The sequence below is a fragment of the Martinezella lusitana genome (assembly GCF_016901135.1).
Classification (GTDB): domain Bacteria; phylum Pseudomonadota; class Alphaproteobacteria; order Rhizobiales; family Rhizobiaceae; genus Rhizobium; species Rhizobium lusitanum_D.
Map to the genome: position 1 here is coordinate 1 of NZ_JAFEVL010000019.1, position 17,642 is coordinate 17,642.

General features: G+C 57.1%; 14 protein-coding genes and 2 pseudogenes. 12 read left to right on the plus strand and 4 right to left on the minus strand.

Annotated features, from left to right (window positions below; genetic code table 11):
• The 4 genes from JTP94_RS06935 to JTP94_RS06950 form a co-directional block, all read left to right on the plus strand.
• On the plus strand, positions 1-227 hold a 227-nt coding region (locus JTP94_RS06935), incomplete at its 5' end, for a cupin domain-containing protein (protein ID WP_204849806.1).
• A gap of 41 nt (positions 228-268) precedes the next feature.
• Entirely contained in the window at positions 269-1,576 is a 1,308-nt protein-coding gene (locus JTP94_RS06940; protein WP_204849807.1) for a UDP-glucose/GDP-mannose dehydrogenase family protein, read from the plus strand.
• 11 nt (positions 1,577-1,587) lie between these two features.
• Positions 1,588-2,598 (plus strand): NAD-dependent epimerase/dehydratase family protein, encoded by a 1,011-nt coding sequence (locus JTP94_RS06945; protein ID WP_204849808.1) that lies wholly within the window; start codon positions 1,588-1,590, stop codon positions 2,596-2,598.
• Between the two features lie 227 nt (positions 2,599-2,825).
• Positions 2,826-3,710 (plus strand): hypothetical protein, encoded by an 885-nt coding sequence (locus tag JTP94_RS06950; protein WP_204849809.1) that lies wholly within the window; start codon positions 2,826-2,828, stop codon positions 3,708-3,710.
• A gap of 129 nt (positions 3,711-3,839) precedes the next feature.
• On the opposite strand, the gene JTP94_RS06955 is transcribed toward JTP94_RS06950, so the two are convergent.
• The 3 genes from JTP94_RS06955 to JTP94_RS06965 all read right to left on the minus strand — a co-directional run bounded on the left by JTP94_RS06955 (position 3,840) and on the right by JTP94_RS06965 (position 6,739).
• Positions 3,840-4,478, minus strand: coding sequence for an alpha/beta fold hydrolase (locus tag JTP94_RS06955; protein ID WP_204849810.1), 639 nt, complete (start codon positions 4,476-4,478; stop codon positions 3,840-3,842).
• A 281-nt stretch (positions 4,479-4,759) separates the two neighbouring features.
• Complete coding sequence (locus JTP94_RS06960; RefSeq protein ID WP_204849811.1) at positions 4,760-5,503, minus strand: CDP-diacylglycerol diphosphatase; 744 nt, start codon at positions 5,501-5,503, stop codon at positions 4,760-4,762.
• Between the two features lie 246 nt (positions 5,504-5,749).
• Entirely contained in the window at positions 5,750-6,739 is a 990-nt protein-coding gene (locus JTP94_RS06965) for an IS5 family transposase (RefSeq protein WP_204849812.1), read from the minus strand.
• 72 nt (positions 6,740-6,811) lie between these two features.
• Between JTP94_RS06965 and acpA the strand changes: the two are divergent.
• From acpA to JTP94_RS06980, 3 genes and pseudogenes are all read left to right on the plus strand, one after another.
• Positions 6,812-7,945, plus strand: a pseudogene (gene acpA, locus JTP94_RS06970) (acid phosphatase); the annotation flags it as partial.
• Positions 7,946-8,059: 114 nt separating this feature from the next.
• Positions 8,060-8,183, plus strand: a pseudogene (locus tag JTP94_RS35355) (IS6 family transposase); the annotation flags it as partial.
• A 296-nt stretch (positions 8,184-8,479) separates the two neighbouring features.
• Complete coding sequence (locus tag JTP94_RS06980) at positions 8,480-9,862, plus strand: glycerophosphodiester phosphodiesterase family protein (RefSeq protein WP_204849813.1); 1,383 nt, start codon at positions 8,480-8,482, stop codon at positions 9,860-9,862.
• Between the two features lie 291 nt (positions 9,863-10,153).
• On the opposite strand, the gene JTP94_RS06985 is transcribed toward JTP94_RS06980, so the two are convergent.
• Positions 10,154-11,164: a LacI family DNA-binding transcriptional regulator gene (locus tag JTP94_RS06985; RefSeq protein WP_204849814.1), complete on the minus strand. Its 1,011-nt coding sequence runs from the start codon at positions 11,162-11,164 to the stop codon at positions 10,154-10,156.
• 181 nt (positions 11,165-11,345) lie between these two features.
• Between JTP94_RS06985 and JTP94_RS06990 the strand changes: the two genes are divergently transcribed.
• The 5 genes from JTP94_RS06990 to JTP94_RS07010 all read left to right on the plus strand — a co-directional run bounded on the left by JTP94_RS06990 (position 11,346) and on the right by JTP94_RS07010 (position 17,557).
• Entirely contained in the window at positions 11,346-12,593 is a 1,248-nt protein-coding gene (locus tag JTP94_RS06990) for a sugar ABC transporter substrate-binding protein (RefSeq protein ID WP_204849815.1), read from the plus strand.
• A gap of 89 nt (positions 12,594-12,682) precedes the next feature.
• Positions 12,683-13,606: a carbohydrate ABC transporter permease gene (locus JTP94_RS06995; RefSeq protein WP_271023465.1), complete on the plus strand. Its 924-nt coding sequence runs from the start codon at positions 12,683-12,685 to the stop codon at positions 13,604-13,606.
• On the plus strand, positions 13,606-14,475 hold the full coding sequence (locus JTP94_RS07000; protein WP_204849816.1) for a carbohydrate ABC transporter permease: 870 nt from the start codon (positions 13,606-13,608) through the stop codon (positions 14,473-14,475). The genes JTP94_RS06995 and JTP94_RS07000 overlap by 1 nt, the downstream gene beginning before the upstream one ends.
• Positions 14,476-14,503: 28 nt before the next feature.
• Positions 14,504-16,447: a glycoside hydrolase family 127 protein gene (locus JTP94_RS07005; RefSeq protein WP_204849817.1), complete on the plus strand. Its 1,944-nt coding sequence runs from the start codon at positions 14,504-14,506 to the stop codon at positions 16,445-16,447.
• Positions 16,448-16,456: 9 nt separating this feature from the next.
• Positions 16,457-17,557: an ABC transporter ATP-binding protein gene (locus tag JTP94_RS07010; RefSeq protein ID WP_204849818.1), complete on the plus strand. Its 1,101-nt coding sequence runs from the start codon at positions 16,457-16,459 to the stop codon at positions 17,555-17,557.
• Positions 17,558-17,642 lie beyond the last annotated feature (85 nt).

A 17,642-nucleotide genomic window follows, 5' to 3' on the forward strand; every position in this document is an offset into this window, starting at 1 on the left:
ACCATCGCTCCGAGCACTGGGTCGTCGTCAAGGGCACGGCGGAAGTGACGGTCGGAGAGAACGTGCAGATGCTGCGCGAAAACGAATCGGTCTATATCCCGCTCGGCGAAGTGCACCGCCTTTCCAATCCCGGCAAGATTCTGCTGGAGCTGATCGAAGTGCAGACGGGCTCCTATTTCGGCGAAGACGATATCATCCGCCTCGTCGACGAATTCGGTCGTCACTAGTTTCAAATCACGTTCTTATCAAAATTAAAAAGAGAGGTTGCATGCGTATTGTGATGATAGGCTCAGGCTATGTTGGCCTGGTATCTGGCGCCTGCCTTGCCGATTTTGGGCATCATGTCACCTGCGTTGACAAGTCCGTAGCAAAAATCGATGCGCTTGAGGCCGGCGAGGTTCCCATTTTCGAGCCAGGTCTCGATATGATTATCGAGCAAAATCGGAAAGCGGGACGCCTCCACTTTTCCAAGGAACTCGCCCGCTCTGTCGCTGAAGCCGACGTTGTGTTCATTGCGGTTGGCACGCCGTCGCGCCGTGGCGACGGCCATGCTGATTTGACCTACGTGTATGCCGCCGCGCGGGAGATCGCCGCCGCGGTGAGCGGCTTTACAGTGGTCGTCACCAAATCGACGGTGCCGGTTGGCACGGGAGACGAGATTGAGCGCATCTTCCGCGAGGAATTTCCCGAACAGGAGATTGCCGTAGTCTCTAATCCTGAATTTCTTCGCGAGGGCGCGGCCATCACGGATTTCAAGCGCCCGGATCGTATTGTTATCGGCACAGAGGACGCACGCGCGACACAGATCATGCGTGAAGTTTATCGGCCGCTCTATTTGAATGAAGCGCCGCTCTATTTCTGCGAACGTCGGACCTCTGAGCTGATTAAGTACGCAGCGAATGCCTTTCTCGCGATGAAAATCACCTTCATTAACGAGATTGCCGACCTTTGTGAACAAATCGGTGCGGATGTACAAAAAGTCGCTAAGGGCATCGGGATGGATAAGCGCATCGGCGACAAGTTCCTGCACGCTGGCCCCGGCTATGGTGGTTCTTGCTTCCCCAAAGATACGCTTGCGCTCGTAAAGACTGCGCAGGACTTCGGCAGCCCCGTTCGCCTCATCGAAACGACAGTCTCTATCAATGACAATCGCAAACGCGCCATGGGCCGCAAGGTTATTGCCGCTTGTGATGGCAGCGTGCGTGCCAAGAAGATCGCGATCCTTGGTCTCACCTTCAAGCCCAACACAGACGATATGCGCGATGCCCCGTCGATTACCATCGTTCAGGCACTCCTCGACGGAGGCGCCAGTGTTCACGTTTACGACCCCGAGGGCATGGATGCTGCTCGGGGCGTGCTGGGTCCCGTCACCTACGGCAAAAACCCCTATGACATCGCGGCTGGCGCCGATGCCATTGTGCTGGTGACGGAATGGGACGAATTTCGCGCGCTCGATTTCAATCGTCTTAAAGAGCTGATGCAAAATCCCGTTCTCGTTGACCTGCGGAATATCTATCCAACCGATGAAGTCACGAGGCATGGCTTCCGCTACTTCGCTGTCGGAAAAAGAAATTAAAGGGAATAGATATGAAATACTTTATCACGGGGACCGCCGGCTTCATTGGCTTCCATCTTGCTCGACGCTTACTGGAGGATGGACATGAGGTGACCGGCTTTGATGGAATGACGCACTATTACAACATCAAGCTAAAGCACATGCGCAATGCCGCGCTGGCGCAGTTTCCGGCGTTCCGAGCGGTGACTGCCATGCTGGAGGATAGCCAAGCGCTTGAAGACGCCGCTGGAATTGCTGAACCCGACGTGATCGTTCATCTCGCAGCTCAGGCAGGCGTGCGCTATAGCCTTGAAAACCCGAGAGCCTATTTGAACTCGAACCTCGAAGGGTCTTGGAACATTCTGGAAATCGCCAAGAGGTTCAACGTCAGCCATCTCATGCTGGCTTCAACTTCATCAGTCTATGGTGCGAATCCGACCGTCCCGTTTCGTGAAACCGATCGCGCTGACGAGCCGCTGACCTTCTATGCGGCCACAAAGAAGTCGATGGAGCTTATGGCACACAGCTATTCGCACCTTTACAAAATTCCGACGACGGCATTTCGTTTTTTTACGGTTTATGGCCCATGGGGCCGCCCCGACATGGCACTCTTCAAATTCGTCAAGAATATCCTGGAAGACGAGCCGATCGAGATTTATGGCGAGGGCAAGATGAGCCGAGACTTTACCTACATTGATGATCTGGTGGAGTCTATTATCCGTCTGTCGCAAGTAGTCCCGGCGGAGGCCAACCGCGTCCCAGACCACAATGTCGAGACGCTTTCACTCGAGGCGCCATTCCGCGTCGTGAATATAGGCGGTGGTCAGCCTGTAAGCTTATTAGATTTCGTTGACACGGTTGAGATGGCGCTCAAGCGTAAGGCAAAGCGTTTAATGCTACCGATGCAAAAGGGGGATGTACCTAGAACTTTTGCCAGCCCCGACCTTCTATTCGCTCTCACCGGCTATAAGCCTGAAACGGGCTTGAACGTAGGAGTAAAAGCGTTCGCGCAATGGTATCTTCAGGCACGTCACGAACTCTAGTCACCATAGAGACAACTGCATGATGGCCGAACCAAAAGTCGCGTTCAAGAAGCTTTTATTTGCCTCTTGTTCAGGAAACCGGGGGTAGCCGCAGCTTTAATTTGTTCGGCCGACAGGCATAATTTCGGTCAATCGTGATCCAGCAAATACATAAGCTTGATCGATCCTTTCAATATACTATCAGAAGTATTAATAGGGACTCATCTTCCGGGCTATTTAGGATATCTATGGCATTTACGGTAGACGAGCTTAAGCAAGATGATCGTTTCTTATCAGCTATATTGCAGGGCGCCCACGACCTGATCGCCATCTACGTCGAGAATCCGCGCATCGCGTCCATCTTGGCCTCTCAGCAAAGGTGGCTATTAGCTCATTCTGCCTTCGCTCTACATCTTGGCTACCCCGGTGATCTCATGCCGGGGCTTTATAGTAGCCGCCTTACGGAATTTGCAGACAGGTACAATATAGCGAGCCATAATACCGCAGTGGCATTTCTCAAAGAGATGATGGCTTACAAGTTCGTCCAGCCCGTACTTCACGGCCAGGATCGGCGCATCACTCTTCTCGAACCAACAGAGATAACATATGAGTACATGGGTAAGTGGTTATATACACATCTTCATGTGCTGGACACATTGGACGGCGGCAGTCGAATTGCGGAAGCAGCGCTTGATGTGGCAGCCATCTGGAAGATGCAGCCACATATTGCCAAAAGGATAGTGGAAAGCAAGAATCTGAGAAATCTGGGGCCAACGTTCAATCTATTCAATTTTGCAACGTCCGGCGGGTTAGTGATGGACTTTCTCATCTCGTGCATAAACCTGACAGGCTCCCTGTCAGATAGGATCGTTATCGGACCGGTTTCCATGCAGGCGCTACAGAGCCAGTTCATGATCTCTCGGACACATTTGAAACGTTTGTTTAGGTCTGCAGCTGAACTTGGTAGCTTGGGTTGGGTAGGGGTACCGGGGAAAAGTAGTTTCTGGATCTCTCGCAATTTTGTGCTGGAATACAGGAACTACCAGGCTGAGAAATATGCCATCATCGACATCGTCCGCAATGAGATCTTTAGCTCTATGGAGAGTGGAATGACAATCTGCGCTGAAAGCTAGTGCAGTGTTTCCGGCGAGCGTATTCTTGAGAAGTTGCAGTCTAGCGGTGCTCAACGAATGTGACATATTCGTTTTTGAGGCTTGTCTTTTCGGTTGCGGATTGGGCGAATGCGAAGCCGACGATGCTGACTAACGCAACGTCGCCGCCCATCGCGCCACGTGATCGGCGACGGTCGCGACATGCTCCGCTGCCGTGATACCGGACACGGCTTTCCGCGGCTGGAAGTCATGGTCTCCGTCTTCAAGCCAGAGAATTTCGATCCTTTCGGAGAGCATGTAGCCGGAGACTTCCTCCCGCGATCCGAATAAGTCGCGAGTTCCCTGGCAAATGAGGGTAGGCGTCTTCATCTCCTCCAGATGAGCGGTCCGCAGACTGCCAGGCTTCCCAATCGGATGGAACGGGTATCCAAGGCAAAGCAGTCCGGAAACTTTTCCCTCATCGCGAAGATCATCCGCGATCATGCTCGCCACGCGGCCGCCCATTGATTTCCCCCCGGCGATGACTGTTCCTCCCAAATCGAGTTCGTCGATCACTGCTTCGAATTCTTGCTTCAGGAGTTCTGCGCGGGGCGGTGGCGACCGCTTTCCGGAAGACCGTCGTGCTGACATATAATCGAACTCGAACCGGACGACCCGTAAGCCTTTCTCGGAAAGCGCCGCGGACACGGTTTCCATCCACTTCGTGTCCATTGCGCCACCCGCCCCGTGGGCGAGAACGACGGTGACCGCGGCGTCTTCGGGACCGGTGATGAGGACGTCGTGAGGCATTCGAGATTCTCCTGGTTCGTGGCACCGATATCACGAAATCGAAGACAGCAACTCGTCCATACTAGGGAATGACAGTTGAACGGAGAACCGGTCGGCAAGAAGATTCACAGCAGCATCATGGCTTGCGTTGACGTCTCCGTTGATACTAATTTTCCACCTCTTTTGAGACTGCGGAATTCATGTGTATGCTCATTGGAAGTCCATGCAGATGAAGTTGCCCTTATCCATGCGCGAAGTTTGCAGCATGCCGGATAGGAACATGCGATCTCCATATGACCGCCCTAGGGTTGGCACTTGGGATCAATCATATCCTCTGCGGACCCGTGGGATTTGTTTGCTCCGATTATTCTCGCCAGAATATAGAAGCCATGCCGCCCGTCCGACAATGTGGAGCCAAAGACGCCAACGACTACGTTTTTCATATTTGAGCGGGCTCCATCAACACCGTCTGCGACAACCTTCAACGGGTTTAAATTTGAGAGGTCATCGGCCGGATGGAATGTTGCCCACCAACCGGCTTTGGTCCTCAAGTTTGTAAACCGGCCGCTTCCAATCTCTGTCGCATGGGTCTTCAGCAACGCGCGAAAGCGAGGTGTCTCGCATCCCATGTGTACATGAAGACGATCTTGCGTGCGCCAACTGGCAGGGTTTATCGCTAGCGCAAAATCCTGTGGCGAAACCTTCCATGCGTGCAGGCCGATTGCGGCTGATCGCTCTCTCCACGCTGCGTCAAAATAGTTCGGCGCTCCGGCCACTAGAAGGCGAGGGTCTTCGATGCCGGGCACATCGTCTAGCGGCGCAAGAATGGTTCGCTCTTTGTCAGTCGGCTCGCGAAGAATGGCGTAGGCGGACAACGGATCCTGCGCCTGGACTACTTTGAGGCACGGATACGGCGATCCCGTCAGGGTAGAGTTAATCTCGCAGGCTCTAACGACCAGCCCCAAAGCAGAGCGGCTGGCGAATGAGCTCATGATTATGACTGCAATAACGAGAGAGATAGAGAGAACGGCAGGACGATGCTTCATGCGTGATTTCGAATTTCTGCTGACGAGCCAATCATGTCTGAAGACATGTCTCACGATAGCCTATCTTAAATCCCTTGCGATAGACGCGGAAGAACCACGGACCTCGAGAATTCAGCGGAGATTTCCATTCCGATTGTCGGGACATTGATATTTCCAGAATCTTTGTCTGGCAAGGCAGAAAGGGGTCATTTGCGGCCTTGGTGCACGGGTCGCGGTTTGGTTGGATTTCGATCTTTGACGCTGTGGCTATGCCGTAGCTGTCTTGCACCGGACGGATTTCGGGCGTGCACACGCAAGCATGCGATTGAGTATGGCGCAGCCAATGGCAACTTCCGTCTCCTGCGCGCCGAAGGATCGTGCCCGAAGCCGGTGTCCGATGATCGACTTGTAGCGCCCGATAGCAGTTTCGACGAGCGACCGCTTGCCATAGCCGGTCGCTGCTTGCCACTTCATCCGCCCGTCTCTGTTGATCGCCGCGATATGCTGGTCGCGCTGGCTGGCGATCCCTGCGTCCGAGCGGTTGATCGCGTTGGATCTCGGTGGAATGACCACGGCGGCATCAGCGCTGTGATTGGTAACGGTGTCGTAGGTCGGCTCACCATCATAGGCACCATCGGCCGTCAACTGGCCAATCGGTCCGTCGATCTGATCGAGCAGCGGCTCCACCTGCGAAGCGTCGCCCGCATCTTGATCGGTCATGACGTGGGCGATAATCTCCCCGTTGTCGGCGTCCAACGCCAAATGCAATTTGCGCCAAGCCCGACGGGATTTGGCGCCATGCTTCTCCTCCAGCCACTGGCCGGCGCCGTAGACTTCGAGCCCAGTGCTGTCGATCAGGACGTGAACGGCCTCTTTCGTCGGAATTTTGCGGCCCGCCCGCCTGTCAACCAATCGCCATGCCCTTGCACGTCGGCTCAGCGTCGTATGATCAGGGACGGCGAGGTCCAGTCGCATCAGCGTCAACACCGATGCCAGCAAGCCCTCCGTCTGGCGCAGCCGCAGGCCAAATACGAGGCCCAGTGTTAGGGCGGTCTCGATCGCCAGATCTGAATAGCGTGGCTGGCCACCGCGCGTTGTCCGCTTCAGTGCCTGCCAGGACGACAGAGCTTCTGGCGTCATCCACAGTGTCAGGCTGCCGCGCCGGCGAAGGCCTGCCTCATATTCCGCCCAGTTCGTCACCTTGAATTTCATCTTGCCAATACGATGACGGCAGGCGGCTTTATGTTTAAAGGGCATGATGATGGCACTGGACTGTTTCGATCGCGGTTCCATATTCCAACTTCGCTAAATGATCCGTGCACCAAAGCAGAGCAGATGCAGATCGATGGTGGCAGGAATGACAAGTTCGTCGCCTGGGCGGATTCCGGCGGCCTCGTCATGGGCCACTACGACGGTTCCAATCTGCCCATGTGGCAGATTGCAAAGAAATACGTTCTTGCCGACAATTTCTTCCAGGGAGCATTCGGTGGTTCGTTTCTGAACCACTTCCAGCTGGCCTGCGCTTGCGTCCCTGTTTTCCCGGATGCCGACAAGAGTCCGGCAAAGCCGACCATCGCCAAGGTAGACGCGGATGGCGTTTCACTGACTGTGGTCGAGAACGCGCCCAAATCGGCTTTGGAGGGCGCGCCGAAATTTGTATCCGACGGCAATCTCACGCCCGACTTTCACGCCGTCAACACGATGCAGCCGCCATATGAGCCGAGCGCCAATCCTCCCGTTGCTGGCGGCGATACGTCCTTTGCGGACCCCAGTCTGCCGACAACCTTGCCGCCGCAGCACGACGTCACGATCGGCGATCTTCTGACGCTGAAAGGCATCGATTGGGCATGGTATGCCGGAGCATGGCAGGCGACCCTTGATGGGAAGAATGCGACGCCGGTGCCGAACTTCCAGTTCCACCACCAGCCATTCAACTATTTCGCCGCCTATGCACCCGGTACTCCGGCTCGCGCCCAGCATCTCAGGGACGGAGGCCTCAGCGGCACAGCCTTCATCAAGGACATCGATGACGGCAAGCTTCCTCCGGTCACGTTCTATAAACCTCAGGGAAATCTGACCGAGCACAGCGGTTACGCCGACGTTTCAAGTGGCGATCAGCATCTCGCCGATATTGTTTCTCATCTCGAAAAGAGCCCGCAGTGGGGCCATATGTTGGTGGTCGTCACTTACGACGAGAACGGCGGGTTCTGGGATCACGTCGCTCCTCCGAAGGCGGACCGTTGGGGTCCGGGCAACCGGATTCCCGCATTCATCATTTCCCCCTTTGCACGGATCGGCATGGTCGATCACACGCAATATGACACGACGTCCATCTTGCGCTTTATCACCGCCCGCTATGATTTGCCCGTCCTGCCGGGTCTAGTCGCCCGTGACAAGGCGCTGCGGAACAACGACGAGGCGCCCATGGGCGACCTGAGTGCGGCGCTCGACTTGACACGATAATCATGCGGGCCTCGGACACTGTCCGAGGCCCACTACCTTTCCGTGGCAGGAAGAGTTGTCTGACGGCCCTCAGAGGCTGGGCGACATGCTGGAAAGGGCACTCTAACGTTAACCGAGCATCGCTCGCATAAGGGCCCAAACAATCGGGCGGAGAATTCTCATCAACCCGTCCGATAACGGAAGAGGATCATGAAGCGCTTCAAGTTGGCGCGACTGCTTCAGCGTTTCGTTTCCATCAACGACCCGATCGCCAAGCTCCTTGACGTTCCCCGCTACGCTATTCCATCCGCCCACCATCGCGAGCTGCGAGCAGCAGCTATGGAATCATGGCGCCCAATCGCGCGCCTGGTCAGAGCAGGCGACCTGGACGAATTGCTTGAGCCGTTCGTGTTCACTTTTTTCTTCGCCATCGGAGATATGGAGGCTGATGGAGCCCTCAGTAGGAGTCGTCATTCGGTCGTTACACAGCTGTGTGATGCAGGTAGCCGTGGCGCGGTTAAGCGCCTAATCGTCAATCATTGAACGGGGATGATGATGAAACACGATACCAGAGCTGGCTACCAGCTGGTCGGCGTCGCCATCTTGGCATTGTGCCTCGCCTTGCCGGTTCGCGCGCAGGACACTTCTTCGCCGGCAAATGCCAAGCCCTTCCTGACGCTCGACGGCAAGCAGCCGCTGGTGATAGGCCACCGTGGGCTTCCAGGCCTGATGCCCGAGGAAACGTTAGCCTCCTATGATATGGCCGCTGCCCTCGGCACGGACGCCCTGGAAGAGGATATTCACCTCACCAAGGATTGCCAGCTGGTCGCACGCCATAATCCCTGGCTTAGCGACAACACCAATGTGGCGGAGGTCGCCAAGACCAATGCGGACGTCGCTGCTCGCAAGCGCACGGTGCCCGGCGTCATGGTCAAGGTCAAATGGGCGCAGACACCGACCAGCGGTCCGGCCGAATATCTGGCCGATCTCACCAATCCCGCCGATCCAAAATCGGTGCTGAAATCTTTGGTGGTTGACGGTGAAGATCACACCAATGACTGGTCGATCTCGGATTTCACCCTGGCCGAACTCAAGACCTGGATCGCCGGCACCACTTTCGACGCCGCTGCCGAGCGGCCGAAGGAGTTCAACGGCAAGTTCCCCATCCTGAGCTTGCAGGACATCATCGACATTGCCAAGGTCAAGACCAAGGAAACCGGCCGGACGATTTCCGTCTATCCGGAGACCAAGAATCCGACCTGGAACGATGCGCAGGCCATTGCGAATGGTTGCGGCGCGCCCGGCAGTCACCCGCTTGAAGATGCGATGATCAAAGCCATCGAGGAGAACGGACTGAACTCGAAGGAGGCGCCGATCTTCGTTCAGAGCTTCGAGCCCGGCAGCCTGAAATATATGGTCAGCCATGGCCTGAAAACGAAGGTCGTGCAGCTTATCGACGGCGACGGCGTTGACTTCAAGACTGGTGCCGTGAGCTATGACGATATCACTAACAGCCGTCCCTTCGACTGGACCGTAGCAGGTGATCCGCGCTGGTTCGATGCCATGCTGACCCCTGCCGGACTTGCGGAGATCAAGACCTATGCCGATGGCATCGGGCCGTGGAAGCCGCAGATCATCCCGTACAAGATCACGGCATGGCCGGACAAGAATGCCGACGGAACGCCCTTCAAGCCCTCATATTCGCTATCGACGACACAGGCGCCCACCACGCTCATCGCGGATGCGCACAAGATCGGCCTGTTCGTGCATGTCTTCACCTTCCGCAACGAGAAGAAGTACCTGGCGGCGGACTATGGCGGCGATCCCCAGCAGGAGTTCTTGAAATTCTACCAACTCGGCACCGACGGCGTCTTCACGGACTTTACGAATACCGGCGTGATGGCCCGCCTCGCGTATTTGCATGAACTCGGACGCTGAGGTCGCCGGCATCCAAGCCAAGCTGCGTTTCCAAGCGCCGAAGCGATAGGCCAGTTATTGCCCAAGTCGCTTGATCTTTCTGCGTGGGCTATGCGAGTTGGATTATTATACGGACACTCTTCGAAAGAGCGAGCATCCCCAAGCGGGCTAAGAAAGTTCCATAGGTAAACGATATGCCACAGTGTCCGAATGGGGTCGCAGGTTCGTATCCCGTCAGGACCCTCAATTGCAGCATTCGATCTTCAGTCACTGCAAGCTGACGAGCTGTTGACTGTTTGACCAATGGCAGGTTTAGCCAGCCTGGCCGCCGCAAGATTGGCGTACAACCAGCCGGCATGACAATCGAGTGATGCCTGTCGGAACGGTTTCGCCTTTTGTCAGACTGAGGATGGCAAGGCCAGCGCGCCGACCGATCTCTTTCAATTCCATATCCACCGTTGTCAGAGGCGGTCTGGTTTGTCGGGAGATCACCTCCCAGTTGTCAAAGCCGACGACGGCAACGTCCTTCGGAACGGCGATATCGATGTCGCGAAGGGCATCGATGACACCGCGGGCGATCTCGTCATTGCCGCAGAAGATGGCATCGGGCTTTTCGCCAGGGCGGGAAAAGACGGTGTCGATTGCCTCGTGACCCCATTCCTCGCTCCAGTCCCCATAGAGCACTTCCGCATCCTTACCGAAGCTCTCGCGATAGGCTTTCGCCCGGATGCGCACGGCCAGATAATCTTCCGGCCCGGTAATATGCAGGATTCGGGAGCGGCCCAGTCCTTTCATATGCTCAACGGCTAGGCGGGCGCCCTGAGCATCGTCCGGGAAAAAGCTGATGTTCTCGGGTGGTCCTTCGGCAAAGGCATAGACGACAGGAATTGCCAATTTGGCCAGTTCAGCCGGCGGCTTGAGATCGAGGCGCGTGGCGGTGAAGATGATGCCGTCTACCTGTCGATCGAGGAGGGCCTCCAGATGCAGGCGCGCTAGGCGCGGGTCGTTGTTGGTGGCGCAGAGGAAGACGGAGAGGCCGTGATCGACGAGCACTTCCGACACACCGGCAGCCATGGGTAGCGTCAGCCTTCCATAGGTATCGTTGGTGAGCATGCCGATCGCATGACTGCGCTTACTCAGAAGCCCGCGGGCGAGCGTATTGGGCCGAAAACCGATTTCCTTGGCTACACGTTTAACGCGTTCCCGCGTTTCGGCATTGGTGCGGCCGGTTCCGTTCAGGGCATTTGAAGCTGTCGAAATGCTGACCCCGGCTGCCTGGGCCACGTCATGGATCGTCCGCCGTCGTATGTCCTTTTCAACCAAAGGCAGGTTCCTCTATCGAATATGATAAAACCTTTTAGCAGAAATAATCGTGATGATAAAAGGTTTTATCAGATTCCTTCATAAATGCTGCGTACATACTGTCGACATACCAAAAAATGTCGACTAACGTTTTGCACACGCCAATGGGAGGCTGCTGGCGGCAAGAAAAAGGGGAACATCTATGTTCAAGTTAAAGTTGACGCTTTCTGCGCTTTCGCTTCTGGCCAGCGCGACGCTTGCCAATGCTACCGACATCACCCTTTGGGTGCGCACCTCGTCCGGCGCCGTGCTTCAGGGGCTGGCCGACAAATACAACGCATCGCATTCCGACAAGATCAACGTGACCCAGATCACGGCTGAGCAGATGGTGCCGAAGCTCGGCGCCGCTATTGCCGGCGGCGCGGCTCCGGATAGCGCCGTGCTCGACCTGATCTACCTTCCGACTTTTGCCGCGGCTGATGGTCTGGAGGATATCACCGACTTTGTGAAGGGCCTGCCATATTCGCAGGCGATGAGCCCGTCCCATATCCGCCTTGCCACCTATGACGGCAAGATCTACGGCGTGCCGGCACTGCCGGATGCGTCGATCATCGCCTACAACACCGATCTCTTCACCAAGGCTGGTCTCGACCCCAACAAGGCGCCGGCATCGCTGGAGGAAATCGCCACTGACGCCAAGAAGATCACGGCGCTCGGCAACGAGACCTATGGCTTTTATTTCGTGGCCAATTCGGGAAGCTGGCTGATCTATGACTTCCTGCCGCATCTCTGGGCCGCAAATGCCGACGTGCTGAGCGATGACGGCCGTGCAGCAACCGTCGATACACCGGCGCTGCGCGAGACGATCGCGGCTTACCGCGATATGTGGAAGGCGGGCGCGATCCATCCCACATCCCGTTCCGGCAACGGCAACAATGCCGTCGAAGCGTTCGCTTCGGGCAAGGTCGGCATCCTGATGACCGGCTCCTACATCGTGAACCTGCTCACCAGCAAATATCCGGATGTGAAATTCAACGTCGCGCCGATCCCGGGGGCGAAGGGCGGTGAATCGAGCTTTGCGGGTGGCGACACGCTTGCGCTCATCAAGGGCATCAGCCCGGAAAAGAAGAAGGTCGCGCTCGACTTCGTCAATTTCTATATGCAGCCCGAGCAGCAGGTCTACATCACCCAGGAGTCGGGCATGCCGTCGCGCACCGATCTCGCCACAGAAGCCTATGCGAAATTCGACAAGCGCAATCTCGTCGCCTACGACATTCTCGCCAAGGCACGCACGCCTTACACCTTCTCCTCGGATGAGCTTTTCGTCAGCCGCACCGGTCCCTTCCTCAACCTGATTCAGGGCACGATCTTCGGCGACGATGTCGATGCAACGATCGTCAAGACACAGGCCGATTTCACCCGCATACTCAAGCGGACCAATCCGAACTGAGTGGTATCGTCTGCGATCTAGGCAGGGCGTTTGAACACGCCTGCCTTTCTGACCGAACATGTCGATAATCAACCAAGGGGGACAGTGCCGTGAGATCGTCGGTGCGTCACAATGAGACGCGAGCTATCTCCAGCGGAGAGCCCGAACCGAAGGGGTGGCTTGGTCTCGCGTTCATCCTGCCGGGTCTGCTGTTCATCGTCGTACTTTTCCTCGTCCCCCTGGTGATGACAATCTGGATGAGTTTCTACAATTGGCCGCTTCTTGGCCGGACAAAATTCATCGGCCTTGCCAATTATGCCGAGCTTATCGACGACGTCCAACTCTGGCATTCCCTGGGTTTCACGCTGCTCTACACCGTGCTGGTGACTACTGCGATCTTCCTGGTGGCTTTCCCGCTCGCCCTGCTTGTCGACCGGCCGCTTCGCATTGCCGGCTTCTTCCGCACGATCTACTTCATGCCCGTCGTCATCGGGTTCGGAGCCGCATCGACATTGTGGATGTGGCTGCTCAATCCAGACAGCGGCGTCTTTGCGCAGCTGCTGCGGGGAGCGGGGCTTATCGACAGCGCCCCGAGGCCGCTGGAAAGCTTCTGGCCGGCACTCGGCGTCGTCATTCTGATGGTCGTCTGGAAGACGGCAGGCTTCACCATGATCATCCTGCTGACAGGTCTGCAGAGCATATCGGATGATGTCATAGAGGCTGCCAAGATCGATGGTGCCAATGTCTGGAGCCGGTTCCGCCGGATCACGTTGCCGCTGATGCGAAATTCGGTGGTGCTGGCGCTCGTGCTGAACGTGACCTCGTCGATGCTGGCCTTCGACCAGTTCTTCATCATCACCCAGGGCGGGCCGGAGAACAGCACGATCTCGGCGGTGTTCTCGATCTATCTCGCGTCTTTCTCGTCATATCGCCTGGGTTACGGCTCGGCGATCTCGCTTGCGCTTCTCGTCGTCCTCGTAGCGATCAGCACGATCCAGTTCGTCTTTCTTCGCCAGCGACCGGAGGAAGGCTAATGCACCGGCTAAACTGCAAGCTTGCGCCCAAGCCCGCGGGCGAGCGGCTCGGCTATCTCGCCTTCATTCTCGTGGCTCTTGTCTTTGCCGTCTTCTTTGTGATGCCGATCGTCTGGTCCTTCGCGAATTCCTTTAAGCCGGCGGCCGAGGCGCTTGCCAATCCAGCGGCATTGTTCTCGAAGACCTTCTCGCTGGAGAACTACCGCCGCCTCGAGCATGTCGGGGCCGGCTGGTACGTCTATGCCGGCAATTCAGTCTTGATCGCCACCGGAACGGTGCTGTTGACGGTGCTGATATCGGTTCCGGCGGGATACGGCTTTTCGAAGTTCCGCTTTCCGGGTCAATCCATGCTCTTCGTGCTGATCATGGCGACGATGATGATCCCGTTCCAATCGATCCTCACGCCGCTCTTCCTGATCCTGAAAGCCTTGCGATTGCAGAACAATCTCTTCGGGCTGGTGCTGATCTACGTGACGTTCCAGCTGCCCTTTTCCGTCTTCATGATGCGCAATGCCTTCGATGCGGTGCCAAAGGCGTTGATCGAGGCGGCGCGGATCGACGGCGCTTCGCAGGCGACGATTTTGCGGCGGATCATGCTGCCGATCGCGTTGCCCGGAGTTGCCACGATCGCCATGTTCGCTTTCCTGAATTCATGGAACGAGTTCCTGGCGGCGCTGATTTTCCTCTCCGACCAGAACAAGTTCACCCTACCGATCATGCTGGTCAACGTCTCCTCGGGCATTTACGGCATCATCGATTGGGGCGCGCTGCAGGCCGGCATTGCCGTGACCATGGTCCCCTGCATCCTGCTCTTTCTTCTCTTGCAACGATACTACGTGCGCGGCCTGACAGCCGGCGCCGTGAAATGACAGCGGTCGTTCCGCTGAAGGAGTTATCATGTCCAGTTCCCCTCGTGTTCAATCGGCACTGCCCGCAGGGCTCAAGCGTTATCTGCCTGCCGATCATTCCAGCGTCGCCTTCGATGGCGGCTTCTGGCAGAGCTGGAGCGAGACCGTTCGCAACGTCACCATTCCCACCCAGCACAAGCGGCTCGAGGAAGAGGGCTTCCTAGAAGTGCTCGATTTCGACAGACCCGCTGGCCCGCTCGTCCGCTCGATCCAGCCGAGCGGCCTGTCGATGCAGCATTTCTTCGATTCCGACTTCGGCAAATGGATCGAGGCTGCGAGCTATACACTGAAAGCCCAACCCAATGCGGAGATCGAGGCGAAGATCGACGATATCGTCGCCAAGCTTGAAAGCGGGCAGATGGCGGATGGTTATCTCAACAGCTGGTTCATCCGTCGTGAGCCGGAAAAGCGCTGGAGCAATCTGCGCGACCTGCATGAAATGTATTCGATGGGTCATCTTCTTGAAGGGGCCGTCGCTTACTATGAAGCAACGGGGAAGGGCCGTTTCCTCGATGTCATGATCCGTGCCGTCGATCACATCATCGATACCTTCGGCCGAGAGCCCGGCAAGCTCAGGGGTTACGACGCCCACGAGGAAATCGAGCTCGCGCTCGTCAAGCTTTATCGCGTCACGCGCGATCCCCGGCATCTGAAGCTTGCGACCTATTTCGTCGACGAACGTGGCCAGATGCCATCCTATTACGACGAGGAAGCGCGCAACCGCGGAGAAGATCCGGAAGATTACGTCTACAAGACATATGCCTACAGCCAGGCTCACATGCCTGTACGCGAGCAGCAGCAGGTGGTCGGCCACGCGGTCCGCGCCATGTATCTCTTCTCGGCGATGGTGGATCTGGCTGTCGAGAACAGCGATCCGGCGTTGAAGGCAGCCTGCGCACGCCTATACGACAATCTCGTCGGCCGGCAGCTCTATGTGACCGGCGGCCTCGGTCCGTCCGCATCCAACGAGGGTTTTACCCGCGAATTCGATCTGCCGAACGAAACGGCCTATGCCGAGACGTGCGCCGCGGTCGCACTCGGCTTCTGGAGCCATCGCATGGCCCAGATTGATCTCAACAGCAAATTCACCGACAGGCTGGAAACCGTACTGTTTAACGGCGCTCTCTCCGGCATCTCACGCGACGGCGAGCACTACTTCTATGAAAATGTGCTGGAAAGCCACGGGCAGCATCGCCGCTGGAAATGGCATTATTGCCCCTGCTGCCCGACGAATATCGCCCGCTTCATCACGTCACTCGGGCAGTATTTCTATTCCACCAAGGAGAGTGAGCTCGCCGTTCATCTTTATGGCACCAATTCCGCCGAGCTGATGGTCGGAGACACTTTCGTTCGTCTGAAGCAGGAGACGCAATATCCCTGGGACGGCGACATCATGCTGCAGCTTGCGCTTGAGCGGCCAAACCGTTTCACGTTGCATCTGCGCATCCCCGGATGGTGCCGGAGCGCTGAGATCTCCGTCAACGGTGTGGCCGTCGATCTCGGCGCACGCGTGACGAACGGTTATGCGGCGATCATAAGAGAATGGCAGAACGGCGACGAAGTCCGCATCAGCCTGTCGATGCCGGTCGACCGTATCTACGCCCATCCCGCCGTCTCCGAAGATGGCGGGCGCGTTGCCTTGCGGCGCGGCCCGGTCGTCTATTGCGTCGAGGAGACCGATCTCGGCGGCGAGCCGCAGCGGCTTCGCCTGCCGGCAACGTCGGAGATTTCGGCTCGCTACGACGCAGGGCTTCTCGGTGGTGCTGCAGTTCTCGAGGGCACAGCGCTCGAGGCTGAGGATGCCGGTTGGGAAAATGCGCTTTATCGCACCGCGCCGCCCGCGTTGAAGAAGAGGCCGTTCAAGGCGATCCCCTACCATCTCTGGGCCAATCGCGAGGCCGGAGCGATGGCGATCTGGCTGCAGGAATCCTAGGAGAGAACGATGGCACGACTGGAACTGAAAAACGTCGTCAAATCCTACGGCATCTACGAGGCCGTCCGGGGTATCAGCCTTGAAATTGAAGACAATGAATTCGTGGTTTTCGTCGGTCCGTCTGGATGTGGAAAGTCGACGACGTTGCGCATGATCGCGGGTCTCGAACATATTACGGCGGGCGATATCGTCATTGGCGACCAGGTCGTGAATCGCCTGGGGCCTGGAAAGCGCGACATCGCCATGGTGTTCCAGAACTATGCGCTCTATCCGCACATGACGGTGCGTGAAAACATCTCTTTCTGCCTGGAGCAGCAGAAACTGGCGAAAAGCGAGATCGATGCGCGCATCGCCCGGGCCGCCGAAACGCTGCATATCAGCGGGCTTTTGAGCAGGCGTCCGGGCCAGCTTTCCGGTGGCCAGCGCCAACGCGTCGCGATGGGGCGGGCGATCGTGCGCAATCCAAAGGTCTTCCTCTTCGACGAGCCGCTGTCGAACCTCGATGCGAAGCTCCGGGTCCAGATGCGCACGGAGATCAAGCGGCTGCACCAGATACTGCCAACCACGACGGTCTACGTCACTCACGACCAGGTCGAAGCCATGACCATGGCCGACCGTGTCGTGGTGATGAATGGCGGCGTCATCGAACAGGCGGGGCCGCCGCAGGAACTCTATCACCGCCCGGTCAGCCAGTTCGTCGCCGGCTTCATCGGCTCGCCGTCGATGAATCTCCTTCCGGCGCATTTGGTTTCGAGTAGCAGGGGAGTTGCCGTCGTTCTGGGGGACGGCGCCGAGCTTCCGGTTCCCGATGCGCGCGTCAACGAGTATGCGTGCCATGCTGGAAAATCAGTCATTTTCGGTATACGGCCAGAATCGATTAGCGATCGTCAACGGCGCCCAGGCTTTGCAGACGTTGAGGCGAAGATCGATCTGGTAGAGCCTCTCGGTCCGGAGACTATGGTCTATTTTTCCATCGGCGACGCCAACCTATGCGCTCGCATCGATCCGGAAAGCGGACCTAAGCCCCAGACGGCGATGCCACTGTCGTTCAATATGAACCAGATGCACTTGTTTGACGTGGCGACAGGTTCGGCTCTCTCGCTTGGATAGATGTGATCGAACGTCACGGGCGTTGTCGCCTGCCGCTACCTGTTCGAAAGTAGGTAGCAGGGGGAGTGTGTGCTGCGACACGGTT